The sequence below is a fragment of the Streptomyces dioscori genome (genome assembly GCF_003024195.1).
Classification (GTDB): domain Bacteria; phylum Actinomycetota; class Actinomycetes; order Streptomycetales; family Streptomycetaceae; genus Streptomyces; species Streptomyces dioscori.
Window position 1 is genome coordinate 335,203 of the sequence record NZ_KZ679048.1, and the last position, 26,994, is coordinate 362,196.

Consider the following 26,994-nt stretch of genomic DNA (forward strand, 5'->3'; position numbering starts at 1 on the left):
GCACAACCCCCGTGTCGGTACACGTCTTACATGGAAAACGGGGGACACCGCCCGACGAGGCGGGAGAAGTTATCGGACATGGTGGTGGGGGCGCCCACGCTCGAAAAGCCCAGGCTGCTGAGCGAGGTGGAGGCCGTGCCCCGCGACGGCTACGAGAAGCTGGGCAGAGCGTTCCCGAAGCAGCAGCTGGAACTGCAGCGGCTGTACGGGGTATCCCAGCGGGCCTTCGAGCAGGAGACCAGGGTCTCGCTGATGGCCACCGTGGAGTACGCGCTGCGCAGTGCGCTGGCCTGTGGGCAGCTCGACGAGGCCTCGGCCAGGCCCAGTATGGCCGCCTACCTGGACAAGGAGATCGCCGGAATCCGGGCCAGGGTCCGCCAGGACAGAGCGGTGGCCGTCAGCCGCGGGCTCAACGTGGGGCTCTCCAGCGGGCTGCTGATCAGTTGCGTGCTGCTCGGCCTCCCGCTGATGGCGGGCGCGTGGGGATGGCTCGCGGACGTGGGAATCACCCTGAGCTGCAGCGACCGGTGGACGCTCATGGGTGTCTTCCTGAGCGGTGGCGCCGGGGCGTTCGGCGCGGTGTTCAGCGTGCTGGCGCGGCTGCGCAACAGCGGGGACGAACTGACCCGTCGCAAGACCAACGGACACAGCGCGGCCGTCGTGCCGGGCCAGATGTCTCGGAGCATGCGGCACGAGGGTGTCTACCGCGTGGTCATCGGCTGGGTGCTCGGTATCGCCGTGTTCCTGCTGCTGAGCGCGGAGTTCGTCCAGGTGATCGAGATACCGGCCGCCACGGCCGACATCTGCGGCGGCAGCGAGGGGGTGAACACCTCGTTCTGGGTGTTCTGGTGCGCCATCGGCTTCCTGTCGGGCTTCAACGAACGATGGGCCTTCGGACTGCTGAACCGCTCGTCCCGTTCCTACGGCGCGGACCGGACCGCTGACCCGGACCGCCCGGATGACACGGACGACACAGCGGGTACGGGCGCCACGGGCGGCGCGGACAGCGGCAGGCGGACCAGGGCTCAGGCGTCCGCCACCGAGTCGAAGTCCACCTGACCCCGCGGCACACCGAGCGCGTCCGCGTCCACCGAGCGGCGCAGCGCCTCGTGCAGCTTCGCCGGAGTCAGTACACCGAGGAAGCGCGCCCCGTCGAGCACGGCCACCCACCCGGCGTCGTGCTGGAGCATCACGCCGAAGGCCTGCTTGAGCGGGGCGCCCACCGGTACCCAGGAGTTCATCCGATGGACGAGGGCGGCCACCGTGCCGCCCCCGGCCAGCGCCTCGGCGCCCACCCAGCCGTGCAGATCGCCGTCCGCGTCCAGGACGACCGCCCAGCGCGCGCCCTCCGCGCGCAGCCGGCCGGCGGCCCGCTCGGCGGGTTCGTCGAGGCGCACGACCGGCGGCTGCTCCAGGTCGTCGGGCTCGATCTCGGTGACCGACAGCCGCTTCAGGCCCCGGTCGGCGCCCACGAAACCCGCCACGTACGGGGTCGCCGGGGTGCCCAGCACCGCCCCGGGCGTGTCGTACTGCTCGATGCGGCCCTGCCCGTACACGGCGATGCGGTCGCCGAGCCGGACGGCCTCCTCGATGTCGTGCGTGACCAGCAGCACCGTCTTGCGCACGGCCGCCTGCATCCGCAGGAACTCGTCCTGCAACTGCTCCCGCACCACCGGGTCGACCGCCCCGAAGGGTTCGTCCATCAGCAGGACGGGCGGGTCGGCGGCCAGCGCCCGCGCCACGCCGACACGCTGGCGCTGACCGCCCGAGAGCTGGTCCGGATAGCGGGAGCCGAACGTCTTCGGGTCGAGCCCGACCAGGTCGAGCAGTTCGGCGGCCCGCGCCCGCGCCTTCGCCCTCTTCCAGCCGACGAGGGTGGGCACGGTCGCCGTGTTGTCGAGGACCGTGCGGTGCGGGAAGAGGCCCACCTGCTGGATGACGTAACCGATCCGCCGGCGCAGCCGCACCGGGTCGACCTTCGCGATGTCCTCGCCGTCGACGAGGATCCGGCCCGAGGTCGGTTCGATGAGCCGGTTGACCATCATCATGGTCGTCGTCTTGCCGCAGCCGGACGGGCCGACGAGCGTGACGAGTTCACCCTTCGACACCTCGAAGGAGAGCCCGTCCACGGCGGTCGTACCGTCCGGATAGCGCTTGGTGACCTGTTCGAACCGGATCATGCCTTCACGCTAACCGCGTCGGTCACTCCCCGCTCACTCTGCGCTCACCAGCACCACCTCCAGGGTGCGCGGACCGTGCACCCCCTCGACCCGGTCGAGTTCGATGTCGCTGGTGGCGGACGGGCCCGAGATCCAGGTCAGCGGGCGGGCCGGGTCGACGCGCTCCAGGCCCCGGGGCACGGAGGACACCACCTGGTCGGGCACCCGTACGACGCAGATGTGGTGGTCGGGGACCAGCGTGATCCGGCGGCGGCCCTGATCCCGGCTCCCGTCCAGCACGATGGTGCCGGTCTCGGCGATGGCGACGGCACACGCCGTGACCACGCTGTCGACACGGTCCAGTTCGTCCGGGGTGTTCGCGGCGGAGTCGGGCACCTGGGTGACGTCGGTGGCAGCGAGCCACGCCGGGTCCAGGCCCGTCGGTACGCAGACCGCCGCCGAACCCCGCTCGGCCAGCAGCCGGGCGATCGTCGCCGCCAGCTCACCGGCCGCGCAGCGGTGCACGAGCGCCCGGTAGTCCGCCAGGTTCTCCGCCAGCAGATCCACCGTCTCCGCGACACTCCGATGCCCGTGCTCGCGCAGATAGGGGCGCGCGAAGGCCTGGTCGTACGGCGTGTCGTCCTGCGGCACATCGGCCAGCGCGCGCCGCACCCGGGCCAGGATCAGATCCCTGCTGCTCACTTCGAGGTGTCCTTTCCGCCCTGGGGCAGCGTGCCGCCCCGGGTCCGCTGCCACCAGTCGCGGAACGGCTCCGCGGGAACCTCCGGCAGCGACCGGGTCTCGCTCCACGCCTTGCCGGGTCCCGGCAGCGTCCGCGGATGGAAGCGGCGGGTCCGGGACGCCACCCACTGGCCGGTGCGCAGCGCGCCCGGACGGCTGAACGCCCACCGCGCGGCGCGCATCGCCGCCCGCTCGGCGGCGTGCCCCTTCGCGGGCTTGACGACGACCTTCGCGCCCTCGCGGGTCACGGCACCGCCCTGCACGACCCGTTCTCGCAGATGCACCAGCACCTCCGGGATGTCGATCGCCACCGGGCACACGTCGTAGCAGGCACCGCACAGCGAGGACGCGTACGGGAGCGAGGCGTCGATCTCGCTGTCGGTTCCCCGGAGTTGGGGGCTGAGGATCGCGCCGATGGGGCCCGGGTAGACCGAGCCGTACGCGTGGCCGCCCGCCCGCTCGTACACCGGGCAGACATTGAGACACGCCGAGCAGCGGATGCAGCGCAGCGCCTGGCGTCCCACCTCGTCGGCCAGCGTGTCGGTGCGTCCGTTGTCGATGAGGACGAGATGGAAGTCCTGCGGCCCGTCCTCGTCGGTGGTGCCCGTCCACGTCGAGGTGTACGGGTTCATGCGCTCGGCCGTCGAGGAGCGGGGCAGGGTCTGCAGGAACACCTCCAGGTCCTGCCAGGTCGGCACGATCTTCTCGATGCCGACGACCGAGATCAGCGTCTCGGGCAGGGTCAGACACATCCGGCCGTTGCCCTCGGACTCCACCACGACCAGGGTGCCGGTCTCGGCGACCATGAAGTTGGCGCCGGAGACACCGACCTTGGCGCGCAGGAACTTCTCACGCAGGTGCAGCCGGGCCGCGTCGGCCAGTTCGGCGGGAGTGTCGGTCAGGCCCTCGGGCGCCGGGCGGCCCCACTCGCTCATCTCGCGCGCGAAGATCTCACGGATCTCGCCGCGGTTGCGGTGGATGGCCGGGACGAGGATGTGCGAGGGCCGGTCCTTGCCCAACTGCACGATCAGCTCGGCGAGATCGGTCTCGTAGGCGTTGATGCCCTCGGCCTCAAGGGCCTCGTTCAGCCCGATCTCCTGCGTGGCCATCGACTTGACCTTGACGACCTCGCTCTCCCCGGTCGCCTTCACGAGGTACGTGACGATGCGGTTGGCCTCGTCCGCGTCGGCGGCCCAGTGCACGGTTCCGCCCGCCGCCGTGACCGACTCCTCCAACTGCACGAGGTAGCGGTCGAGATGACGGAGCGTGTGGTCCTTGATCTGCTTGCCTGCCTCGCGCAGCTCGGCCCAGTCGGAGACCTCCGCGACCGCGTTCGCGCGCTTGGCACGGATGGTGTGGGTCGCGTGCCGCAGATTGCCGCGCAGGGTCTGGTTGTGGACTGCCTCGTGCGCGGCCTTCGGGAAGGCCGGCATCCCGACGAAAGTGCCACCGCTCATGCCCGCTCCTCCTCCGTGCTCGCGAGGATCTCCGCGATGTGTACCGGGCGCATGCCCGTCCTGAGCCGGGTCATGGTGCCGCCGATGTGCATGAGGCAGGAGTTGTCGGCGGCGCACAGCACGTCGGCGCCCGTCGACTCCGCGTTGCGGACCTTGTCCGCGCCCATCGCCGCCGAGACATCGGAGTTCTTCAGGGCGAAGGTGCCGCCGAAGCCGCAGCACTCGTCGGCGCCCGGCAACTCCTTCAGCTCAAGTCCCTTGACGGACTGGAGCAGTCGGCGCGGGCGGTCGCCCAGGCCGAGACTGCGCAGGCCGTGGCAGGTGGGGTGGTAGGTGACGGTGTGCGGGTAGTACGCGCCCACGTCGGTCACCTTGAGCACGTCCACGAGGAACTCGGTCAGCTCGTACGTCTTCGGTACGACGGGCGCGAGGGTGGTGGCGAGGCCGTCGCCGCGGCCCTCCGCGCGGGCCCGTTCGCCCATCCGGGGGTACAGCTCGCGGACCATCGCGCCGCACGAACCGGAGGGGGTCACGATCGCGTCGTACTCGCCGAACACATCGGAGAAGTGCCGGGCCAGGGGTTCGGCCTCGTGGCGGTATCCGGTGTTGTAGTGCGCCTGCCCGCAGCAGGTCTGCGCCATCGGGAAGTCGACGTCGACGCCCAGCCTGGTCAGCAGCTTCACGACGGCTCGGCCTGTGTCCGGATAGAGCGTGTCGTTGACACAGGTCAGGAACAGGGCGACACGCATCGCGGCTCCTTGGGGTTGTACGTCGGATGGATGCACCGTACGCGGCGGCGAGCTATGCCGTCATGAGGTGCGTTGTCGAGTGCCGGTCCGTCGTGGCTGGCCGCGCAGTTCCCCGCGCCCCTTTCGGGGCGCCTGTGCTGGAGCTGATTTCCTGTCATCGGCCGCTCAGACGGGACTCGGCCGACTGCCATGCCTCCGTGGTGCCCTGCGGCTCATAGCGGGTCAACGGCTGTGTGCGGGCCAGTAGCGCGCGCATCTCCGTGCGGTCGCCCGCCTGGCCGTGGGCGCGGGCCTGGACCAGGACGTTGCCCAGGGCCGCCGCCTCCGGGGGGCCCGCCACGACCGGGAGGCCGCAGGCGTCGGCTGTGAGGCGGCACAGCAGGGCGTTGCGGGCGCCGCCGCCGACGATGTGTACGACGTCGACCGGGTGGTCGGCCAGTTCCTGCGCCTGGCGGACCGCCCGGCGGTGGGCGAGCGCGAGCGAGTCGAGGATGCACCGGGTGATCTCGGCGCGCGACTCGGGCACGGGCTGCCCCGACTCCCGGCAGGCGTCGGCGATCCGGGACGGCATCCGGCCGGGGGCGAGGAACGCCGAGTCGCCCGCGTCCACGACGGACCGCAGCGCCGGCACCTCGGCCGCGGCGGACAGCAGCTCGCCCAGGTCGGGGTTGCCCCACTCCCGCAGGCACTCCTGGAGCAGCCACAGCCCCATGATGTTCCGCAGATAGCGGACCGTGCCGTCGAGGCCCAGTTCGTTGGTGAAGTTCGCCGCGCGGCTCGCCTCGGTGAGGACGGGTGCGGCCAGCTCCAGGCCCACCAGCGACCAGGTACCGGTGCAGATGTACGCGAACCGCTCGTCCACGGCCGGAACGGCGGCCACCGCGGAGGCGGTGTCGTGGGAGCCGACGGTCGTCACCGGCACCGGACCCGTCAGCCCGGTCTCCTCCAGCACACCAGGCCGCAGCACACCCGCCGGGTCCCCGGGCCGCCGCAGAGGCGCGAACAGCTCCAGGCCGATACCGAGGCGAGCGGCGACGTCGTACGACCAGTCACCCGTGCGCGGATCGATCAGCTGGGTGGTCGAGGCGTTGGTCAGCTCGGTGCCCGCCTCACCCGTCAGCCAGTACGTCAGCAGATCCGGGATGAGCAACAGGCGTTTCGCCTGCGCGAATTGGGCGGAGGAACCGGCCGCCACCAGCTGGTACAGCGTGTTGAAGGGGGCGTACTGGAGTCCGGTGGCCGCGTACAGCTCGGCGGCGGGCACGGTGGCCCACACCTTCTCCGCGACACCCTGGGTGCGGGCGTCGCGGTAGTGCACCGGGTTGCCGAGCAGCGCCCCGTCGGCGTCGAGCAGGCCGTAGTCCACGGCCCAGCTGTCGATGCCCACCGAGTCGACGGGCCCCGCCGCGCGCAGCCCGTCGAGGACACCCGCGTACAGGGACAGGATGTCCCAGCGCAGGCCCTCGGGCGTGCGCACCGGCCGGTTCGGGAAGCGGTGGGCCTCCGTCAGCTCCAGTGAGTCGGGGCCGACGCGGCCGACCATGACGCGTCCGCTGGACGCGCCGAGGTCGACCGCGGCGTACGACTTCACAGCCGATTCCCGGGTGCGGTCCGTCATCGGAGGAACGCGGCGGCGACGCCGGCGTCGACCGGGACGTGCAGACCGGTGGTGTGCGTGAGGTCGCCGCCCGTGAGGGCGAAGACGGCGTTGGCGACGTGCTCGGGAAGGACCTCGCGCTTGAGGATGGTCCGCTGGGCGTAGAACTCGCCGAGCTTCTCCTCCTCGATGCCGTAGGTGGCCGCGCGCTGGGCGCCCCAGCCGCCGGCGAAGATCCCGGAGCCGCGCACGACCCCGTCGGGGTTGACGCCGTTGACGCGGATGCCGTGCTCGCCCAGCTCGGCGGCGAGGAGGCGGACCTGGTGGGCCTGGTCGGCCTTGGTCGCCGAGTAGGCGATGTTGTTCGGGCCCGCGAAGACGGCGTTCTTGGAGGCGATGTAGATGACGTCGCCGCCCAGCTCCTGCGCGATCATCACCCGGGCCGCCTCGCGTGAGACGAGGAAGGAGCCGCGGGCCATGATGTCGTGCTGGAGGTCCCAGTCCTTCGCCGTGGTCTGAAGGAGCGGCTTGGAGATGGAGATGCCGGCGTTGTTCACGACCAGGTCGACACCGCCGAAGGCGAGGACCGCCGCCTTGAAGGCCTCGGCGATCTGCTCCTCGGAGGTCACGTCCACGGCGACGGCGACGGCCTTGTCGGGGCCGCCGAGCGCGGTGGCGACCTCGGCCGCGTTCTCCGCGTTGAGGTCCGCGATCACGACACAGGCGCCCTCGGCGACGAGCCGCTCGGCGATGGCCTTGCCGATCCCGCTGCCCGCCCCGGTGACGAGCGCGACCCGGGTGGCGAGCGGCTTGGCCTTCGGCATCCGCTGGAGCTTGGCTTCCTCCAGGGCCCAGTACTCGATGCGGAACTTCTCGGACTCCTCGATCGGCGCGTAGGTCGAGACTGCCTCGGCGCCACGCATCACGTTGATCGCGTTGACGTAGAACTCGCCGGCCACGCGCGCGGTCTGCTTGTCCTTGCCGAAGGAGAACATGCCGACGCCGGGGACCAGCACGATCGCCGGGTCCGCGCCGCGCATGGCGGGGGAGTCGGCGTCGGCGTGCCGCTGGTAGTAGGCGGCGTACTCCGCGCGGTACTCGGTGTGCAGCTCCTTGAGCCGGGAGAGCGCCTCGTCCAGTCCGGCGGTCGGCGGCAGATCGAGGACGAGCGGCCTGACCTTCGTACGCAGGAAGTGGTCCGGGCAGGAGGTGCCGAGGGCGGCGAGGCGGGGGTGCTCGCTGCTCGCCAGGAAGTCGAGGACGACCTCGGAGTCGGTGAAGTGCCCGACCTGGGGCCGGTCCTTGGAGGCCAGCGACCTGATGACGGGCGCGAGCGCGGCGGCCCGCTCCCGCCGCTCGGCGTCACCGAGGGCGGCGTACCCGTCGAGCGCCGGACCGAAGGGCTCGGCCTTCCCGCGCTCGACGAGGAACTCCTCGGCGGTACGGATGATGTGCAGCGAGTTGCGCTCGCACTCCTCGGCGGTGGCGCCCCAGGCGGTGATGCCGTGCCCGCCGAGGACACAGCCGATCGCCTGCGGGTTGGCCTCCTTGACGGCGGCGATGTCCAGCCCCAGCTGGAAACCGGGCCGCCGCCACGGCACCCACACCACACTGTCACCGAAACACTCGGCGGTCAGCTTCTCCCCGTCGGCGGCGCAGGCGAGCGCGATCCCGGAGTCGGGATGCAGATGATCGACATGTGCGGCGTCGACGAGCCCGTGCATGGCGGTGTCGATCGAGGGCGCGGCCCCGCCCTTCCCGTGCAGGCAGTAGTCGAAGGCGGCGACCATCTCGTCCTCGCGCTCGACGCCCGGGTACACGTCCTTGAGCGCGAGCAGCCGGTCGAGCCGCAACACCGCGAGCCCGCCCTCGGTCAGGGTCCCCAGGTCGCCCCCGGACCCCTTGACCCACATCAACTCGACGTCCCCGCCGGTCACGGGATCGGTCTCGGTCCCCTTCGCGGACGTGTTCCCGCCCGCGTAGTTGGTGTTACGAGGATCAGCCCCAAGCCGATTGGACCGCCCGAGCAGAGCAGCGGCCTCAGGATGGGGACGAGATTGGTTTGCCATGTTCCGGTTCCTTAAAAGAAGAGAGAGGAGAAAGCCCCGCAAGGGGCGCGGGGCTGTGTCGATCAGCGGCTCCGCCGCGGGGCGCGGCCAGCCACGCACGACCCGCAGTCGGCCCCCGGCCCCACGGCGAGCGGACCGCCAAGGCCGAGGGAAGCTGGGGTCAGGCCCCCCAACCGGCCTGCTGCCCACCCACCCGCTCAGAAGCGATCTTCTCCGCCCACCCGGACCGGGAATACGCGGCGATCGGGTCCGCATCCAACCCGAGCTCCTCACGAACCTCAGCGACCAACGGCCGCACATCCGTGTTGTACGCATCCATCAGCACGGCGTTGGACGCCAGCACGTCCCCCGCCCGCTGCGCCGCGGCAAGCGCGTCCCGGTCGACGAGCAGCGCCTTCGCGGTCGCCTCCTGCACGTTCATCACGGACCGGATGATCGCCGGGATCTTCGCCTCGATGTTGTGGCACTGGTCGAGCATGAACGCCACATCAGCGGTGAACCCGCCGCCCCGGATGACCTCGTACATGATCCGGAACAGCTGGAAGGGGTCGGCCGCACCGACCATCAGGTCGTCGTCGGCGTAGAACCGCGAGTTGAAGTCGAACGCCCCGAGCTTCCCCTCCCGCAGCAGCGTGGCGACGATGAACTCGATGTTGGTGCCGGGCGCGTGGTGGCCCGTGTCGACGACGACCTGCGCCTTGGGGCCGAGCTTCAGGCAGTGGGCGTACGCCGTGCCCCAGTCCGGCACGTCGGTCGCGTAGAAGGCCGGCTCGAAGAACTTGTACTCAAGCAGCATCCGCTGGTCGTCACCGAGACGCTCGTACACCTGCGCGAGGGCCTCGGAGAGCCGGTCCTGGCGCTCCCGGAGGTCGTCCTGGCCGGGATAGTTCGTACCGTCCGCGAACCACAGCTTCAGGTCCTTCGAACCCGTGGCGTCCATGATGTCGATGCACTCGTACAGGTGGCCCACGGCCTTCCTGCGCACCGCGGCGTCCGGGTGGCAGACGCTGCCCAGCTTGTAGTCGTCGTCCTGGAAGGTGTTGGAGTTGATCGCGCCGAGGGTCACACCGCGTTCCTCTGCGTGCTTCGCCAGCGCCGCGTAGTCCTCGACCCGGTCCCAGGGGATGTGCATCGCCACGGTGGGCGCGGCCCCCGTGAACTCGTGCACCTTCGCCGCGTCGTCGATCTTTTCGAAAGGATTGCGGGGGACCCCGGGCTGGGCGAACACCTTGAAGCGGGTTCCCGAGTTCCCGTACGCCCACGACGGCGTCTCTACTGCCTGGGTCTTGAGGGCGGCCTTCACCGCGGCGAGCTCGGTCACTTCGGGGCTCCTGTGACTTCCGTTGTGGCATCGGTTCCGAATTGCTTCTGAGACCACTCCTGAACACCGTGGCTCTGAAACGATTCAGAAGGCAGAAGTTATGAGCCCCCCGAAAGGCTGTCAACCCCTCCGGCGTGTACGCCTTGCCGTGACTCGGTTGTGACCTTTGGCTATCGAAAATTTCGGCCTGTACCCATTGACGTGACCTGGGCTACATGTCTAACGTCCCGGCAACCTAGTTGAAACCTTTCACGACGTCGTGAGGCCGCATCGCCCGCGTCGTTGAGGAGCCCCTCATGACCCACCGGTCCGACGCGGATCCGGCCCCCGTGCTGGCACTCAAGGACATCTCGAAGTCCTTCGGTGCCGTACGCGCCCTGCGGGACGTGTCCCTGGAACTCTTCCCCGGCGAAGTGCACGCACTCGCCGGAGAGAACGGCGCGGGCAAGTCGACCCTCATCAAGACGCTCGCCGGCGTGCACCGACCGGACGCCGGTCAGGTGCTCCTGGACGGCGAGCCCACCCTCTTCCACGGTCCCGCCGACGCCCGCGACGCGGGTATCGCGGTGATCTATCAGGAGCCGACTCTCTTCCCCGACCTCTCGATCGCCGAGAACATCTTCATGGGGCGCCAGCCCCGGCGGGCCCTCGGCCGGATCGACCACAAGGCCACGCACGCCGCGACCCTGGCCCTCATGCAGCGCCTCGGCGTCGAACTCGACCCCGACCGCCCGGCGCGCGGCCTGTCCATCGCGGACCAGCAGATCGTCGAGATCGCCAAGGCGCTCTCCTTCGACGCCCGCGTCCTGATCATGGACGAGCCGACCGCCGCCCTCACCGGCAGCGAGGTGGCCCGCCTCTTCGGAGTGGTCCGCGCGCTGCGGGAGCAGGGCTCGGCCGTGCTGTTCATCTCGCACCGCCTGGAAGAGATCTTCCAGATCTGCGAACAGGTCACCACCCTGCGTGACGGTGCCCTGATCTCCAGCGAACCGGTCGCCGGTATGAGCGAGGAGGACCTCGTCCGCCGCATGGTCGGCCGCGACCTCGACGAGCTGTACCCCAAGCAGGACGTCCGGGCGGGCGAGATCGCGCTGAGCGTGCGGCGCCTGACCCGTGAGGGTGTCTTCACCGACGTCTCCTTCGACGTCCGCCGCGGCGAGATCGTCGGCCTCGCCGGACTCGTCGGCGCCGGACGCACGGAGGTCGCCCGGGCCGTCTTCGGCGTCGACCGCTGGGACGCCGGAGAGGTCGAGCTCGACGGGAAGAAGCTGACGAACGGCGCGCCCTCCACGGCCATGGCCGCGGGTCTCGCCCTCGTCCCCGAGGACCGCCGTGCGCAGGGCCTGGTGATGGACATGTCCATCGAACGCAACATCGGCCTCACCGGACTGCGCAAGACCGTCAAGGCCGGACTGATGGACCGCGGCGCCGAGCGCAGCCGCTCCCTCGACTGGGCCGTCAAGCTCCAGGTCAAGTACGCCCGGATCGCCGACACCGTCAACACGCTGTCCGGCGGCAACCAGCAGAAGGTCGTCCTCGCCAAGTGGCTCGCCACCGGCCCGAAGGTGCTGATCGTCGACGAGCCGACCCGTGGCATCGACGTCGGTACGAAGGCCGAGGTGCACCGCCTGCTCAGCCAGCTGGCCGCCGACGGGGTCGCCGTCCTGATGATCTCCTCCGACCTGCCCGAGATCCTCGGCATGGCCGACCGGGTCCTCGTCATGCACGAGGGCCGGCTCACCGCCGAGATCGCACGCACCGACGCCACCGAGGAAACCGTGATGGCCGCAGCCACCGGGAGGGCAGCCGCGTGACGGTCACCGCTCCCAAGCCCGCCCCCGCCGCCGAGGTGCCCAAGTCCAGCGGCACCCGGCTGGTGGACCGCGTCTTCAAGATGCGCGAACTCGCCATCCTGCTGGTCTTCCTGGTGATGATCGTCATCACCCAGATCGGCAACAGCGACTTCCTCTCCGAGCAGGGCATCAAGGACCTCCTGCTGAACGCGACCATCCTCGTGCTGGTCGCCACCGGCCAGTCGCTGGTCGTCATCACCCGCAACGTCGACCTGTCCGTCGGTTCGACGCTCGGCATCAGCGCCTTCGCCGCCGGCACCTACCTGGAAGGCGGCGGCAACTCCGTCGTCGCGATCGTCCTCGCGGTCCTCCTCGGCGTCGGCTGCGGTCTGGTCAACGGACTGCTCGTCAGCCTCGGCCAGGTGCCCGCGCTCGTCGTCACCCTCGGCACGCTCTACATCATCCGCGGTATCGACTCTATCTGGGTCGGCTCCCGGCAGATCACCGCGGCGGGCCTGCCCGACGGCTTCATCGACTTCGGCTCCGGCGGCATCTCCGCCGTGCCGTACCTGGCGCTGATCGCGCTGGCGGTCCTGGTCGCCACCGCGTACTACCTCAAGCACTTCGGCAGCGGCCGCGAGCTGTACGCGCTCGGCTCCAACCCGGAGGCCGCCCGCCTCGCGGGTATCCCCGTACGCAAGCGGATCCTCGCCGCGTACACCTTCTGCGGAGCCCTCGCGGGCCTCGCCGGCGCGCTGTACCTCGCCCGGTTCGGCAACGTCGACTCCGGCACCGGCAACGGCTACGAACTCACCGTCGTCAGCGCGGTCGTGGTCGGTGGCGTCGTCTTCACCGGCGGCTCCGGCAGCGTCTACGGAGCGGCCCTCGGCGCGCTGCTCCTCACCTCCATCAACAGCGTGCTGCCCGCCCTCGGCGTCAGCTCCGTCTGGGTGCTCGCCATCAACGGCATCCTGCTCATCCTCGCCATCGCGGTCGACCGGATCGTCGCCCTGCGCGTGGCCACCGCACTGAAGAAGAGGAACGCCCGCCATGGCTGACTCCGCTCTCACGCGCGCCGTCCGCTGGGACACGGTCGTCGGTGCGCTCCTGATCGTCGTCCTGCTGCTCTCGTTCACCACCGTGGACGGTTTCGGCAACGCGCTCAACCTGTCGTTCCTCATCGGCAACACGCTGCCCATCGCGCTGATCGCCCTGCCGATGACCATGCTCGTGGTGTCCGGCGAGATCGACCTCTCGGTGGCCTCCACGGCCGGTCTGTCCGGCGCCGTGATGGGCGCCCTGTGGAACCAGGGCATGACCATCGAGACGATCATCCCGATCTGTCTGCTTCTCGGAGTGGTGTGCGGGCTGATCAACGGGCTGCTCGTGACCCGCCTGGGACTGCCGTCCCTGGCCGTCACCATCGGCACGCTCGCCGCCTACCGGGGCATCGCGCAGATCGTGCTCGGCTCCGACGCGGTGACCGACTTCCCCACCCAGTACCTGGACTTCGCGGCCGGCCGCCTCGGGGACACCTTCATCCCGTACGCGTTCCTGCCCTTCCTGGTGCTGCTCGCGATCGCCGTGGTCGCGCTGCACGCCACCCCGTTCGGGCGATCCCTGTTCGCGGTCGGCGCCAACGAGGAGGCCGCGCGGTTCGCCGGCATCCGCGTCAAGCGGCAGAAGCTGATCCTGTTCACCGTGACCGGACTGATGGCCTCGCTGACCGGCATCTTCTGGGCGCTGCACTACGCGAGCGCGCGGTACGACAACGCCACGGGGCTCGAACTGTCCGTCGTGGCAGCCGTGCTCCTGGGCGGGATCGACTTCGACGGCGGCAAGGGGACGCTGGGCGGGGCCATCGCCGGTGTCTTCCTGCTCGGCGCCTTGCAGAACGTGATGAGTCTGCAGGATGTCTCCGCGCAGTCGCAGATCGTCGTCACGGGTGTGCTGCTTGTGCTCTCCGTGCTCGGGCCTCGCGTGGCACGGCAGGTTTCCGTTGCACGGGCCGGGCGCCGGGCGGCGCGCAGTTCCACAGGTTAGGCCGGCAGGGCTCTGCTGGTCAGGTAGTTCGTCAGCTGCGGGTCCGTCGTGGCTGGTCGCGCAGTTCCTCGCGCCCCTGAAGACGGGCGTGCCGTACTCACCCTTGTAAAGGACCCATCATGCGCAAGTCATCCCTCCGCCGAGCCTGTGCGGTTCTCGCTGCCACCACCTCTCTGGCCCTGGCCCTCACCGCCTGTGGCGGGGGGACCTCCAAGGACGACGTCAAGGACGAGGGCGGCTCGAACGCGGCGGCCGGCAAGGCCGACCCGAACGCGGCCACCAAGAAGGGCCTGACCGTCGGCTTCCTCCCCAAGCAGGTCAACAACCCGTACTTCACCTCCTCCGACAAGGGCGGCGAGAAGGCCCTCATCGAGCTGGGCTCGAAGTACAAGGAGGTCGGCACCAACAGCGGCACCGACACCGCGGGTCAGGTCTCCTACGTCAACACGCTCACCCAGCAGCAGGTCGACGCCATCGCCGTGTCCGCGCAGGACCCGGGCGCGCTGTGCACCTCGCTGAAGCAGGCCATGAAGAACGACATCAAGGTCGTCACCTACGACTCGGACACCAAGACGGACTGCCGCAACGCCTTCGTGTCGCAGGCCAGCGCCGAGGACCTGGGCCGCACCGAGGTGCAGCTGCTCGCCGAGCAGATCGGCTACAAGGGTGAGATCGCGATCCTGTCCGCCGCGCAGACCGCGACGAACCAGAACACCTGGATCGACTTCATGAAGGACGAGCTGAAGGACCCGAAGTACAAGGACATCAAGCTCGTCAAGACCGCCTACGGCAACGACGACGCCCAGCAGTCCTTCCAGCAGACCCAGGGCCTGCTCCAGGAGTACCCGAAGCTGAAGGGGATCATCTCCCCGACCACGGTCGGCATCAAGGCCGCCGCTCAGTACCTGTCGGGTTCCAAGTACAAGGGCAAGGTCAAGCTGACCGGCCTCGGCACCCCCAACGACATGCGCAAGTACGTCAAGAACGGCACCGTCGAGGCGTTCGAGCTGTGGGACCCGGCGAAGCTCGGCGAGCTGGCCGCCCGTACCTCCGTCGCGCTGGTCTCCGGCCAGATCACCGGCAAGGAGGGCGAGACCTTCAAGGCCGGCGACATGGGCGAGTACACCATCGGCAAGGACGGCGTGATCAACCTCGGCAAGCCGACCGTGTTCAACGCCAAGAACATCGACCAGTTCGACTTCTGAGCCGGGCGCCCGCAGCAGGGCCGCCCTCCGCGTCGCGGGCGGCCCGGCCGACGGCACCCACCCACGACCCGGAGTGGTTCTTCATGCAGCGTGTCTGTTTCCTGCTCAAGGTCCGCGCGGACCGGCTCGACGAGTACCGCGAGAGGCACACCACCGTGTGGCCCGAGATGCAGGAGGCGCTCTCGGCCACCGGCTGGCACAACTACTCGCTCTTCCTGCGCGAGGACGGTCTGCTGGTCGGCTACCTGGAGACCGAGGACTTCGCGGCCGCGCAGGCGGGCATGGAGGCCACCGGGGTCAACGCCCGCTGGCAGGCCGAGATGGCGCCGTTCTTCGAAGCGCTGGACGGCGCCCGACCGGACGAAGCCATGAAGCCGCTGACCGAGGTGTTCCACCTCGCCTGACGACCCACCGACCCACCGACACCGACCCATCGAGCCGCCGACCCATCCGCCCGATCACCGTGCTCTTCCCCCGCACGTTCCCCTCCTCGTCCCCACACGCCAAGGAGCCCCGGACATGAAGAGACGCACCCTGCTGGCGACCGCCCTGCTCGGTACCGTCGCGGCCCCGGCCCTCGCCGGTACCGCCAGGGCGGCGGCCCCAGGACCCTCGATAACCCGGACCGGGACCACCACGCTCGACAGCCAGGCCATCTTCTTCGTCTCCTACGACGGCCTGGTCAACAACAACTCGTTCCAGAAGAACGCCCTGCTCACCCACAAGGGCTACCAGTACGCCGCCTGGTACACCGCCGACCGCAACGCCGTCATCGGCCGGCGCGTGCTCGGCGCGAGCACCTGGTCGACCGTCAAGGCCGGACACACCCTGCGGTACGACGACTCCCACAACGTCATCTCCATGGGCGTCTCCAAGTCCGACGGCCGTCTGCACCTCCACATGGACTCGCACAGCGACGGCTTCACCTACGTGAAGTCGGTGGCCGGGCTCATGGACAACCCCTCGGGCCTGAGCTGGACCGCGAGCCGCTTCGGCGCGCCCCAGTCCACGCTCGACGGGCTCGCGCTCACCTCGCAGTTCACGTACCCGCAGTTCGTCTCCACGCCCGACGGGAAGCTGCAGCTCAGCTACCGCGTGGGGGTGTCCGGTAACGGCCGCAACGCCCTCGCCGAGTACAACGGCACGTCCTGGACGGTCCTCGGCGAGTGGAGCAGTTCCACCGGCACGTACACCAGCGAGCACGGCTCCAGCGGCGTCCGCAACATGTACCTGCACGGCATCGACTACGACCGCAACGGGCGGCTGCACTCCTTCTTCACCTGGCGCGAGCAGAACGGCGCGGTGATGTGCAACAGCGGCGGCCTCACCAACCACGACACCGGTTACGTCTACTCGGACGACCGCGGCCGGACCTGGCGCAACAACGCGGGCACGGTCGTCGGCACCACCGGCACCTCGAACACGGTCGCCGTCACCGACAGCGGCCTGGTCGTCGACGCCCTCAACCCGGACCACTCCCTGATGAACCAGGAGAGCCAGGCCACCGACTCCGCCGGCCGCCCGCACGCGATCATCAGTTACGTCCCCGGCCGCTTCGGCCAGTGCACCACCAACTATGTCGCCGACCGGACGGCCAACGGCCGCGCCTTCCACGTACGCAAGACGGCCGCCGGAGCCTGGAGCAAGACCGAGATACCGATCGCCCTGAACTCCAGCCAGCGCACCCGGCTGGTCCTCGACAAGTACGACAACGCGTACGCGATCCTGCCCTACGGCCGTATCGCCGCCGCTTCGGCCGCCTCCGGACACACCGACTGGACGACCCTGTTCGACGGCAGCGGACTCGACGCCTTCGGTGAGGTCCTCGTCGACGAGACGCGGATCGCCCAGGACGGCGTACTGTCCATCCTTCACCAGGTCAGGTCCACCGGTACGACGCCGTCGGCACTGCGTGTCATCGACTTCGGACTGCCCGCGTGAGGGAGTCCGTTCCGGGTGGGCGCGCGGGTAATGTGACTGCGTGCCCACCACTCCCCGTTCTCCCGGAGGTAACCGCCTGATGGCCCAGTCGGTGGGTATCAAGGACGTCGCCCGAGTCGCCGGAGTCTCCGTCGGCACGGTCTCGAACGTCATCAACCGCCCCGACACGGTGGCCTCGGAGACCCGCGCCCGCGTGCTCTCCGCCATCGACCGGCTCGGTTACGTCCGCAGCGAGTCGGCGCGGCAGCTGCGCGCCGGACGCAGCCGGATCATGGGCCTGCTCGTCCTCGACATGGGCAACCCCTTCTTCGTGGACGTGGCGCGCGGCGCCGAGCGGGCCGCGCGAGAGGCCGGGCTCGGTGTGATGGTCTGCAACAGCGCGCAGAGCGCCGGCGAGGAGGCCGACTATCTGTCGCTCTTCGCCGAACAGCGCGTGAGGGGCGTCCTGTTGACCCCCGCCGACGCGACCGGGCGCAACATAGAGGCGTTCCGCCGGCACGGCATCCCCTTCGTCCTCGTCGACCGTGTGGCCGAGGGCACCACCGAGTGCTCGGTGTCCGTCGACGACGTCGCGGGCGGCGCGCTCGCCGTACGGCATCTGATCGACGCGGGCCACCGCTCCATCGCCTACGTGAGCGGGCCGCCCGGACTCACCCAGGTCACCGACCGCCGCACGGGTGCCATGAACGCCCTCGCCGAGGCCGGACTCGGCCCGGAGTGCCTGCGCGAGCTGCCCACCGAGCGCCTCGACGTGGCCGCGGGCCGCGACGCGGGCGCCAGGCTCCTCGGCCTCGCGGAGCGCCCCACCGCCGTCTTCTGCGCCAACGACCTGCTCGCCCTCGGCGTGCTGCAGGCGGTGTTCGCGGCCGGGGTGAGCGTCCCGGACGACCTCGCGATCGTCGGCTACGACGACATCGAGTTCGCCGCGGCGGCGGCCGTCCCGCTGACCTCGGTGCGCCAGCCCGCCGTGACCATGGGCGCGCTCGCCGCGGAACTCCTCCTGGAGGAGACCGAGGCCGCCGCGGCTCCCGGCGGCCACCAGCACCGGCGCGTGGTCCTCCAGCCGGAACTGGTGGTGCGGCGCTCCAGCCTCCCACCGCGCTGAGGTGGCGTTCCGGGCCGTGCGGTGGTGCTGAGCGGTTGGTCAGTACGTTCCTGTTTCCCCACTGTTCACCGCCTGATCGGCCGGTCAGTACGGATTTCTTGATCCCCGGCCTCGGCTCGCCGGAGAACTTGTGCTGAACTGGTTCGCGGTCAGGAATCCGTCCGTCTCAGGAGCCCCTTTTGAGCACCAGTTACCGTCAGCCCGGTGTCGTCCTCAGCGACCGCCGGTTCACCGTGCCCCTCGATCACGACGCCCCCACCGGCGAGACGATCGAGCTGTACGCCCGTGAGGTGGTCGCGAGCGACCAGGCGGACCAGGACCTGCCCTGGCTGGTGTACCTCCAGGGAGGGCCCGGTTTCGGCGCCAACCGCTTCGTGGGCAAGCAGGCCTGGCTGGGCCGCGCCCTGGAGGAGTACCGCGTCCTGCTGCTCGACCAGCGGGGCACCGGCAGCTCCACGCCCGCCAACCGGCAGACGCTCCCGCTGCGCGGCGGACCCCGCGAACAGGCCGACCATCTCGCGCTGTTCCGCGCCGACTCCATCGTTCGCGACTGCGAGGCGATCCGCCCGGCCGTCACCGGTGGCGCCCCCTGGGCCGTCCTCGGCCAGAGCTTCGGCGGCTTCTGCGCGACCCACTACCTCTCCACGGCGCCCGAGGGCCTGAGCACGGCCCTCATCACCGGCGGCCTGCCGACCCTCGACGGCCACGCCGACGACGTCTACCGGGCCGCGTACCCGCGTATCGAGCGCAAGGTCGCCTCGCACTACGCGCGTTACCCCCAGGACGTCGAGCGGGCCCGCCGGATCGCCGAGTACGTCCTGCTCAACGAGCCCGTCCTGCACAACGGTTACCGGCTCACCGTCGAGGCCTTCCAGTCCCTCGGCATCCTCCTCGGCGGCGGCGAGGGCAGCCACCGGCTGCACTACCTCCTGGAGAACGCCTTCGTCCGCACCGCCCAGGGCGCGGCTCTCTCCGACGCCTTCCAGGAGGAGGTCCAGTCCCTCCTCTCGTACGCCGGACATCCCCTGTACGCCCTGGTCCACGAGGCCTGCTACGCCCAGGGCGAGCGCCCCACCGCCTGGTCCGCCGAGCGGGTCCGCGCCGACTTCCCCCAGTTCGACGCGGCCAAGAGCCTCGCGGGCGACGGCCCCGTCCTGTTCACCGGCGAGTCCGTCCACCCCTGGACCTTCGACTGCGACCCGGCCCTGCGCCCGCTGCGCGAGACCGCGGACCTGCTGGCCGAGCGCACCGACTGGCCCGTCCTGTACGACCCCGCCCGCCTCGCCGCCAACGAGGTCCCCGTCGCCGCGGCCGTCTACCACGACGACATGTACGTCGACACGGACCACGCCCTGCGGACGGCCCGCACGATCCGCGGCCTGCGCACCTACGTCACGGACGAGTTCGAGCACGACGGAGTGAGAGCGGGCGGCCCCCGGGTCCTGGACCGCCTCCTGTCCCTGGCAAGGGACGAGGCCTGACCCTTCAGGGGCGCGGGGAACTGCGCGGCCGGCCACACCGGACCCCCGTCCCTAGTCTGATCCCATGACGAGATTCAACGATCACGCGGTCCTGATCACAGCCGCGGGCCAGGGCATCGGCGAGGCGACGGCACACCGCTTCGCCGCGGAAGGCGCGAACGTGCTGGTCACGGACCGCGACGCGACCCGTGCCAAGCGGGTGGCCGACGCGATCGAGGCGGCAGGCGGCACGGCGGTCCCGTACGCGTGCGACGTGGCCGACCCCGCCGCCGTCGACGCGGCGGTCACCACGGCGGTGGACTCCTTCGGCCGCCTGGACGTGCTGGTCAACAACGCCTACGCGTGCCACACCGACCCCGCCTCCTTCGAGGAGCACGAGGACGGCCCCTGGTACGAGGACTTCGAGATCACCCTGCACGGCGCGTACCGCTGCATCCGCGCGGCCCTGCCGCATCTGGTGGCCGCGGGCGGACGAGGGGCGATCGTCAACATCGGCTCGGTCAACGCCGAGCAGCACTTCGGCTCCCACGCGTACAGCGCGGCCAAGGCGGCACTGGCCTCGCTGACCCGTACGGTCGCCGTCGAATCGGCCCCGAGGGGTGTCCGGGTGAATCTCGTCGAGCCGGGCACCATCCGGACCAACGCCTGGGACGGCCGCGGCGAGTTCCTCGAACGCGCCGCCGCCCACTACCCGTTGGGGCGGGTCGGCGAGCCCGCCGACATCGCGTCCGCCGTCGCCTTCCTGGCCTCGGCGGACGCGGCCTGGATCACCGGAGTGACGCTGCCGGTCGACGGCGGCCTGCTGGTGAGCAACCTGGCGATGATCCGCGACATGTCCTGAGGCCGAGCGACCCGACAGCCGGTACGGGGGAGGAGCTGAACCATGCTCGTGGTGATCACCACGGGCGCGCCCTGCGTACGCTGGGAGACATGCAAGACGAACCCGGCAGCACGGCCCCGGCCCGCACCGACCTGACAGCCGACTGCGCCCGGTGCTTCGGACTGTGCTGTGTCGCGCTGCCCTTCACCGCCTCGGCGGACTTCGCGATCGACAAGGCCGCCGGGAGCCCCTGCAAGAACCTGCGGACGGATTTCGGCTGCGGCATCCACACGGAGCTGCGGCAGCGGGGCTTCAACGGCTGCACGGTCTACGACTGCTTCGGCGCCGGGCAGAAGGTCTCGCAGCTCACCTTCGGCGGCGAGGACTGGCGCTCAGGGGGCCGGGAGCACTCCCGGCTGATGTTCGACGTGTTCCACACCGTGCGGCAGCTCCAGGAACTGCTCTGGTACCTCACCCAGGCGCTGGAGCTGCCCGCGGCCCGCCCGGTCCACCCCGAACTGCGCCGCGCGCTCGACCGCACCGAGGCGCTCACCCGCCTGGATCGGCGCGAACTGGCCGGGCTGGACGTGACGCCGGTCCGTCAGGACGCCAACGTCCTGCTGCTGCGCACCAGCGAGCTGGCCCGCGCCGGTCGCGGCCGGGGCAGGAAGAAGGAACGCCGCGGCGCCGACCTGATGGGGGCCCGGCTCAAGGGCGCCGATCTGCGGGGCGCCGACCTCCGCGGCGCCTACCTCATCGCCGCGGACCTCACGGGCGCCGATCTGCGCTCCGCGGATCTGATCGGCGCCGACCTGCGCGACGCCGACCTGACGGACGCCGATCTGACCGGCGCCCTCTTCCTCACCCAGCCGCAGCTCAACGCCGCCAAGGGCAGCGCGGGCACCAGGCTTCCCGTGTCATTCACCCGCCCCGGTCACTGGACACCGTGACGCCGATGGCGCCTCCCGGGCCTCGGGAACCTCGGGCGCCACGGCTTGTGCGGGGGAGCGGCGGCGAAGGTTCAGCGTCAGGCCCTCCGGCATCAGCGTGAGTCGTTCCGCCACCCGCAGCCGGTAGGCGGGGTCGGGCAGCAGCTCGTACCGGCGCAGCAGCAGGCCCAGGACGAGCGTCGCCTCGTGCAGTGCGAACTGCCGCCCGATGCAGGCCCGCGCGCCGGTGCCGAACGGCTTGAAGGTGTGGGCGGGCCGGGCCCGTACGGCCGCCGGTTCGAAGCGGTCCGGATCGAACCGTTCCGTGTCCGGGCCCCACGCGTCGGGATCGCGGTGCAGCAGCGGCATCAGGACCAGCGCCCACGCGCCCCGGCGCATCGGATGGACACCGCCGAGAACCGTGTCCTGGCGGGCCTCGCGCGCGAACGCGGGCGCCGTCGGCCACAGCCGCAGCGACTCGTCCAGTACGCGCCGCACGTACCGGAGCCTGGCGACCTGGTCGTAGGCCGGTTCCGCGGTGTCTCCCCAGACGCGGTCCACCTCGGCGCGGGCGCGGGCGGCGATCTCGGGATGCCGCGCCAGATGGTGCAGGGCGAAGGAGAGCGCGCCCGACGTCGTCTCGTGGCCGGCGATGAGGAAGGTGATGACCTGGCGGCGGACGTTCTCGGGGGTCAGACGTTCGCCGGTCTCCGGATGCGCGGTCTCCAGCATCCGGTCGAGGAGGTCGCCGTCACCGGCGGGCCCGTGCCGCCGCGTCTCGACGACGGCGTCGACCGTGCGGTTGAGGTACGCCACGTCGGCCCGGTTGCGGAGGCCGGCCCTGCGCATCAGCACCGGCGCCACCGGCGCGGGGACGACGTTGAGGCGCTGCGCGTACGACAGCGCGCCCACCATGGCCGTGACGAAGGGATGCGGCCGGGCGCGCTCGAAGGAGTCGAAGTCATGGCCGAAGCCGGTGCGGGCGATCGTCTCCAGTGTCAGTTTGGTCATGTCGCCGGGCACGTCCACGGCCCGTCCCGCGGCCTGTTCGGAGTCCCAGTGGCCGGTGAGCCGGGCGGCCACGCCCAGCATCATCGCGTGGTAGCCCTCCATGGCCTCGCGGCTGAAGCCGGGCGCCAGCACGTCGTGCGCGAGCTGCCAGTTGGGCTCGTGGTTGTACGCGGTGAAGAGGCCGTCCCCGGCGACGGGCCGCAGGTTGGCGACCCCCAGCCCGACATGTTTCGCGAACCGGGACTCGTCCGCCAGCTCGCCCGTGAGTTCCGCGCCCCACACGAAGACGATCTCCTTGCCGAATCCCTTGCGCCGGAAGATCGGCCCGAGCCTGCGGCCGACACGCAGCGAATCCTGCAGCGGCGTACGCAGGTTGGTGCCGACGGCGTCGCCGATCAGCGGCACCCGGTAGGGAGGGTGCGGGATGCGGCGCAGCTCGGGCCAGCCCAGCTCCGCGCTGCGGAACCCCTTCGGCAGAGCCGTGTCCCTGGTGCCCGCCATCGCGCCATCTCCTCTGTGCCGACCGCCGGTTGCGCCTGTTGTACGCGGATTCAATAGTGGTCGTCAGTGTGATCCTGCTGTTGAACCGACGTCAAGTAGAGTGCGGGCATGGCCGCCAAGGAGGGGGAGCGCACGCGTCGTCGGCTCAGTACCGAGGAGCGCCGGGAGGAACTGCTCACGGTCGGGGCGAGGCTGTTCTCGGAGAGCCCGTACGACGACGTCTGGATCGAGCAGGTCGCCGAACTCGCCGGTGTGTCACGGGGGTTGCTCTACCACTACTTCCCGACCAAGCGGGACTTCTTCGCGGCCGTCGTGGAGCGGGAGAGCCGGCGCATGCTGCGGGTCACCGCCGCCGTGCCCGGAGTGCCCGTCCGTGCGCAGATCGACGCCGGGCTCGACACCTTCCTGGAGTACGTCCAGAAGCACGCGCACGGCTTCCGCGCCTTCCACCGCGCAGAGGCGGCGGGGGACCAGGCGGTCCGCAAGGTGTACCGGGAGACGCTCGCCGCGCAGCAGCGGCAGATCCTGGAAGCGCTGGCCGCGGACCCGGAGACGGCCTGGACCGAGGAGGACCTGCCGGTCCTGCGGATCGCCGTGCGGGGCTGGCTGGCCTTCATGGCGGCCGCCTGCCTGGAGTGGCTCAAGGAGCCCGGTCTCTCCCGGGAGCAGGTGCGCGACGTGTGCGCGCGAGCCCTGCTCGGGGCCGTCCGTCCGTGAACTCGCTGTCACAAAGGTGCCGTGAGCGGCGCCGCGTGGTTGGCGTACACCCCGATCTTCTGTAGGTTAGGCAAGGCTTACCTAAGGGAGGTTTTGGGATGGGTGACCGTCACAGCTGGACGGCCGCACCGGCCACGGCGCAACGTGCCCGCTCGGTGCTCGCCGCGGCGTGGTCCTGCGCGGTGACCGCGGAAGGCGGTCGGGAGGAGTTCATCGGCGTACACACCGTCGCGGAGGACGGCCGGGTGCTGCTGCACCTGCCCGACGACAGCGTGCTCACCACGGCCGCGATCTGCGCGCCCCGCGGAGAGCCGTCCGCCGTACTGGAGTTCGCCGACGTGGCGCCCGTCCCGGTACGCAACCGCATCCGCTCGCGCCTGTGGATGGCGGGCTGGTTCGCGCCCGAGGACGACCACCTGACGTTCCACCCGACCCGCGCCGTGCTGCGCGAGGCCGGCGGGGCGGTCGTCGTCGACCTCGACGAGTACGCCGCCGCCGAGCCGGACCCACTGGCCCTCGCGGAGGCCCAACTGCTCACCCACCTCGCCGATTCGCACCCGGACGCCGTCGAGCGGCTGACGCGGCTCGTCGAACCGGACTGCCTGCACGGCGCGGTCCGCGTGCAGCCGCTCGCCGTCGACCGGCACGGACTGACGCTGCGCATCGAGCGCGTGCGCGGCCACGGCGACGTACGACTGCCCTTCCACCGGCCCGCGGACGACGTCGGGCAGCTCACCGAGCGCATGCACATCCTGCTCACGCAGGCGAGCGGCGCGAGCTGTCCCCGTGCGCTGCAGCGGCAGCGCACGGAGAGCGAGGGCTGAACCGAAGGGCCAACCCCGACCGCGGGGCGACCAGCGGGCGGCGGGTGACGAGAACGCGCCCCGGGCGGACCGGAGTTGGGGTCACCAGTCCCCGTCGCCGACCGGCTTGCCCGGCGCGTCGCCCAGCGGCTTCACCTGACCCGGCGACGGCGGCTGCCACGGGGTGTGGTCGTCGCCGAGCCAGTCACCGACCGGCTTGACCGCGCCGAGTTCGTCCGTGGGGTCGAGATCCGTGGCGTCCTGGTCGTAGTAGTCGAACCAGGGCAGCCCGGCGCGGGTGTAGGCCGCGCGGTCCACGGGCGACGGCGGGGGAGCCTCACCCGTGATGCGCCGCCACTCCGGCGGCGTCACGAGATGGACGAAGACCCGACCCGACGCGGTCGTCGACCAGTCCGACAGCGGCCGGTCGTCCTTGTAGACCTCCTGACGCATCGAACCGCCGACACCGAGACCCATCGCGCCCGAGGCGCGGGGTGCTGCGGCCGGGGCCGCCGGTACCGGTCCGCCCGGCTGCGGCATGCCACCGGGTGCGGCCATGGCACCGGGCGCGGACATCGGAGCCGCGGCGCCGTACCCGCCCGACGCCGTCCGGGCCCGCCTGCGTGCCGTCTCCTCCGCCAGCCGGCGCTGCTCCTCGCGCCATGCCTGCAGCGCGGTGCCGGTCAGCGGGAACGACTGGAGCTGCACGCCGCCCCACACCTCCTCGCCGGTCACCTGGCCCTCGACCGTCGCGCCCAGTCCGAGGGGCACCGCCACGAACTGACGGACCGTGCCCTTCCCGGAGTTGATGCCGTCGAGCCACGGCTGGCGGGGCAGCACCACGTAGTTCTGCGGATCCCGGGCCGGCCGGGGGCTCCACGGCTTGCCGGACACCGCGCACACCTTGCCCGCGCCCACCTGGAGGGCCGCGGGCTCCGAGGCGCTGAAGCTCAGCCACATCGCCTCGCGCAGGTACACCGGCAGCATCACTCCGCCGCGGGCCAGCCACTCGGCGGGCACCGTCTCCGGGTAGTCCTCCACGCGCCGCAGCGGGAACTCGCCGAGTCCCGGGGGCAGCGCGTGCGTGCCCGTCTCGGGCAGGCGCAGGGTACGGATGAACCGGACCCGCACACCACCCGCCAGGAGCAGTGAGTTCCCGTCGATCCGGACGGTGCCGTCGGCCATCCGCGCTCCCTCTGTCGTCGTGTGCCGCCCCGGCGGCAGGTCGCCGTGCCGAGGCGGTGTCGGTACATCACGTAGTACGAGCCGAGGGGGCCTTACGGTTCCGCCGTGCGCGGCGCAGACGTCGGCGGAGGCGGTCCAGCCGGGGCATGCGCTCACGCTGTTCGCGCGTACAGCGGTCCAGTTCCTCCAGCAGGCGGCGGGAGCGGTGCTCCATGTCGAGTTCGTCGAGCATCCGCGTGACCTCGGTGACCACGGCTCCGTACAACTGCCACTGGTGCGCGTCCCGCTGCACCTCCGCCAGGAGGAGCTGGGCGAGTTTGTCGCGGGTGGCCGTCGCCGCGGTGAGTTCGTGGGCGAGCCGGGCCTCAGCCGACTCGGCGCTGCGGCTGACGTCGGTGGTGACCAGCACGGCGAAGCTGACCACCGCGTCCCCGACCTCGGACAGGAGCTGCTCGAAGACGCTCCCGATGTGAGGCTCGAACAGCGGCTCGGGGGTGCGTTCCTTAGCCAGGTCGGTGAGGGTGCGGGTGAGCACCCGCAGCACCACCGTGCAGATCTCCAGCGTGTCGAGGCCGGTGCGCAGGACGACCCGGTGCAACAGGCCCTCCCGTACGCGCGGATTGAGCCGCAGGCTGTCCTCGGCCTGCTTGAGGGCCGCGTCCACGTCGACGATGTCGTGGTCGAGCTGCCGTGCCTCGTGCAGGCTCTCGGCCGCGACGGCCACCTGCGTGCGGCCGGCCGCCTCGTCGCCGACACGCAGCATCAACCGCCGCATCCGGCGCGCCAGATCCTCGATGGACTCACCGGCGGCGCCGACCCACACCGGGGGAGCGAACAGCAGATTGCAGCCGAGGCCGACCACGGCACCGATCACCGTCTCCAGGATCCGCGCCCAGGCCGTGTCGCCGATGCGGGTGACGCCCAGGACCAGCATGGCGCTGATCGCCACCTCGGGCACGAACTCGCTGACCCGCACCAGGTGTCCGACGGCCAGCGCGGCCAGGATGAGCAGTCCGAGGCTCCACCAGGTCAGCCCCACCAGGGCGCTGAACCCGATGGCGACGAGCACGCCGGCCACCACGGCGTTGACGCGCCGGATGCCGGTGGTGAGGGTGGCGTAGAGGGTGACCTGGACGACGAGGAGCGCGGTCAGGGGAGCGGTGAGCGGTGCGGCCTCGGGGCTGAAGCGCAGGGCGACCACATAGGCCACGGTCGCGGCAGCCGCCGCCCGGACCGTCTGGACGATCACGGGCTGCTGCCGCCACTTCGTCACCCGGGCACTGCCGGCGGCCCACACTTCACGTACATCTCGCATCCCAGGCCACTTCCCGTTCGACGGCCGCATCGAACGCGAACGGAGGGGTCGG

23 protein-coding genes are annotated in these 26,994 nt (G+C 70.9%); 13 read left to right on the forward strand and 10 right to left on the reverse strand.

What is annotated here, in order from left to right; all coding sequences use genetic code 11:
• Positions 1-78: 78 nt before the first annotated feature.
• Positions 79-1,059: a hypothetical protein gene (locus C6Y14_RS27445; protein WP_199854874.1), complete on the forward strand. Its 981-nt coding sequence runs from the start codon at positions 79-81 to the stop codon at positions 1,057-1,059.
• On the opposite strand, the gene C6Y14_RS27450 is transcribed toward C6Y14_RS27445, so the two are convergent.
• From C6Y14_RS27450 to rhaI, 7 genes are all read right to left on the reverse strand, one after another.
• Complete coding sequence (locus C6Y14_RS27450; RefSeq protein WP_107019491.1) at positions 1,026-2,180, reverse strand: betaine/proline/choline family ABC transporter ATP-binding protein; 1,155 nt, start codon at positions 2,178-2,180, stop codon at positions 1,026-1,028. The genes C6Y14_RS27445 and C6Y14_RS27450 overlap by 34 nt on opposite strands.
• Positions 2,181-2,213: 33 nt before the next feature.
• Positions 2,214-2,861, reverse strand: a complete 648-nt coding sequence (locus tag C6Y14_RS27455; RefSeq protein ID WP_107019492.1) for a LutC/YkgG family protein — start codon at positions 2,859-2,861, stop codon at positions 2,214-2,216.
• Positions 2,858-4,333: a LutB/LldF family L-lactate oxidation iron-sulfur protein gene (locus C6Y14_RS27460; RefSeq protein WP_107019573.1), complete on the reverse strand. Its 1,476-nt coding sequence runs from the start codon at positions 4,331-4,333 to the stop codon at positions 2,858-2,860. Before C6Y14_RS27460 ends, C6Y14_RS27455 begins: the two co-directional genes overlap by 4 nt.
• Positions 4,334-4,353: 20 nt before the next feature.
• Positions 4,354-5,106, reverse strand: a complete 753-nt coding sequence (locus C6Y14_RS27465; RefSeq protein WP_107019493.1) for a (Fe-S)-binding protein — start codon at positions 5,104-5,106, stop codon at positions 4,354-4,356.
• 154 nt (positions 5,107-5,260) lie between these two features.
• Positions 5,261-6,697, reverse strand: coding sequence for a rhamnulokinase (locus C6Y14_RS27470; RefSeq protein ID WP_107019494.1), 1,437 nt, complete (start codon positions 6,695-6,697; stop codon positions 5,261-5,263).
• A 23-nt stretch (positions 6,698-6,720) separates the two neighbouring features.
• Positions 6,721-8,772: a bifunctional aldolase/short-chain dehydrogenase gene (locus C6Y14_RS27475; protein WP_107019495.1), complete on the reverse strand. Its 2,052-nt coding sequence runs from the start codon at positions 8,770-8,772 to the stop codon at positions 6,721-6,723.
• Between the two features lie 160 nt (positions 8,773-8,932).
• Positions 8,933-10,093 (reverse strand): L-rhamnose isomerase, encoded by a 1,161-nt coding sequence (gene rhaI / locus C6Y14_RS27480; protein ID WP_107019496.1) that lies wholly within the window; start codon positions 10,091-10,093, stop codon positions 8,933-8,935.
• 296 nt (positions 10,094-10,389) lie between these two features.
• Between rhaI and C6Y14_RS27485 the strand changes: the two genes are divergently transcribed.
• From C6Y14_RS27485 to C6Y14_RS27530, 10 genes are all read left to right on the forward strand, one after another.
• Positions 10,390-11,907, forward strand: a complete 1,518-nt coding sequence (locus tag C6Y14_RS27485; protein WP_107019497.1) for a sugar ABC transporter ATP-binding protein — start codon at positions 10,390-10,392, stop codon at positions 11,905-11,907.
• On the forward strand, positions 11,904-12,944 hold the full coding sequence (locus C6Y14_RS27490) for an ABC transporter permease (protein ID WP_107019498.1): 1,041 nt from the start codon (positions 11,904-11,906) through the stop codon (positions 12,942-12,944). Before C6Y14_RS27485 ends, C6Y14_RS27490 begins: the two co-directional genes overlap by 4 nt.
• On the forward strand, positions 12,937-13,929 hold the full coding sequence (locus C6Y14_RS27495) for an ABC transporter permease (protein ID WP_107019499.1): 993 nt from the start codon (positions 12,937-12,939) through the stop codon (positions 13,927-13,929). Before C6Y14_RS27490 ends, C6Y14_RS27495 begins: the two co-directional genes overlap by 8 nt.
• A 119-nt stretch (positions 13,930-14,048) precedes the next feature.
• The gene (rhaS, locus tag C6Y14_RS27500; protein ID WP_107019500.1) at positions 14,049-15,134 is read left to right on the forward strand and encodes a rhamnose ABC transporter substrate-binding protein; all 1,086 of its coding nucleotides are present in this window, start codon (positions 14,049-14,051) and stop codon (positions 15,132-15,134) included.
• 83 nt (positions 15,135-15,217) lie between these two features.
• Positions 15,218-15,538, forward strand: coding sequence for an L-rhamnose mutarotase (locus tag C6Y14_RS27505; RefSeq protein WP_107019501.1), 321 nt, complete (start codon positions 15,218-15,220; stop codon positions 15,536-15,538).
• Positions 15,539-15,653: 115 nt separating this feature from the next.
• A complete protein-coding gene (locus C6Y14_RS27510; protein WP_107019502.1) occupies positions 15,654-17,075 on the forward strand; it encodes a BNR repeat-containing protein in 1,422 nt (473 codons plus the stop codon).
• Positions 17,076-17,154: 79 nt separating this feature from the next.
• A complete protein-coding gene (locus C6Y14_RS27515; protein WP_107019503.1) occupies positions 17,155-18,180 on the forward strand; it encodes a LacI family DNA-binding transcriptional regulator in 1,026 nt (341 codons plus the stop codon).
• Positions 18,181-18,359: 179 nt separating this feature from the next.
• The gene (locus C6Y14_RS27520) at positions 18,360-19,661 is read left to right on the forward strand and encodes an alpha/beta fold hydrolase (RefSeq protein WP_107019504.1); all 1,302 of its coding nucleotides are present in this window, start codon (positions 18,360-18,362) and stop codon (positions 19,659-19,661) included.
• Positions 19,662-19,725: 64 nt separating this feature from the next.
• Complete coding sequence (locus C6Y14_RS27525) at positions 19,726-20,502, forward strand: SDR family NAD(P)-dependent oxidoreductase (protein WP_107019505.1); 777 nt, start codon at positions 19,726-19,728, stop codon at positions 20,500-20,502.
• Between the two features lie 89 nt (positions 20,503-20,591).
• Positions 20,592-21,431 (forward strand): pentapeptide repeat-containing protein, encoded by an 840-nt coding sequence (locus tag C6Y14_RS27530; protein WP_107019506.1) that lies wholly within the window; start codon positions 20,592-20,594, stop codon positions 21,429-21,431.
• Here the strand turns inward: C6Y14_RS27530 and C6Y14_RS27535 are convergent.
• Positions 21,399-22,922 (reverse strand): cytochrome P450, encoded by a 1,524-nt coding sequence (locus tag C6Y14_RS27535; RefSeq protein WP_107019507.1) that lies wholly within the window; start codon positions 22,920-22,922, stop codon positions 21,399-21,401. The two genes, C6Y14_RS27530 and C6Y14_RS27535, sit on opposite strands and share 33 nt — an antisense overlap.
• A 108-nt stretch (positions 22,923-23,030) precedes the next feature.
• On the opposite strand from C6Y14_RS27535, the gene C6Y14_RS27540 reads away from it, so the two are divergent.
• Positions 23,031-23,639, forward strand: a complete 609-nt coding sequence (locus C6Y14_RS27540) for a TetR/AcrR family transcriptional regulator (RefSeq protein WP_107019508.1) — start codon at positions 23,031-23,033, stop codon at positions 23,637-23,639.
• 98 nt (positions 23,640-23,737) lie between these two features.
• On the forward strand, positions 23,738-24,463 hold the full coding sequence (locus C6Y14_RS27545; protein ID WP_107019509.1) for a DUF2470 domain-containing protein: 726 nt from the start codon (positions 23,738-23,740) through the stop codon (positions 24,461-24,463).
• An 81-nt stretch (positions 24,464-24,544) separates the two neighbouring features.
• Here the strand turns inward: C6Y14_RS27545 and C6Y14_RS27550 are convergent, their stop codons facing one another.
• Positions 24,545-25,627: a hypothetical protein gene (locus C6Y14_RS27550; RefSeq protein WP_107019510.1), complete on the reverse strand. Its 1,083-nt coding sequence runs from the start codon at positions 25,625-25,627 to the stop codon at positions 24,545-24,547.
• 67 nt (positions 25,628-25,694) lie between these two features.
• Positions 25,695-26,942, reverse strand: a complete 1,248-nt coding sequence (locus C6Y14_RS27555; protein ID WP_107019511.1) for an FUSC family protein — start codon at positions 26,940-26,942, stop codon at positions 25,695-25,697.
• Positions 26,943-26,994 lie beyond the last annotated feature (52 nt).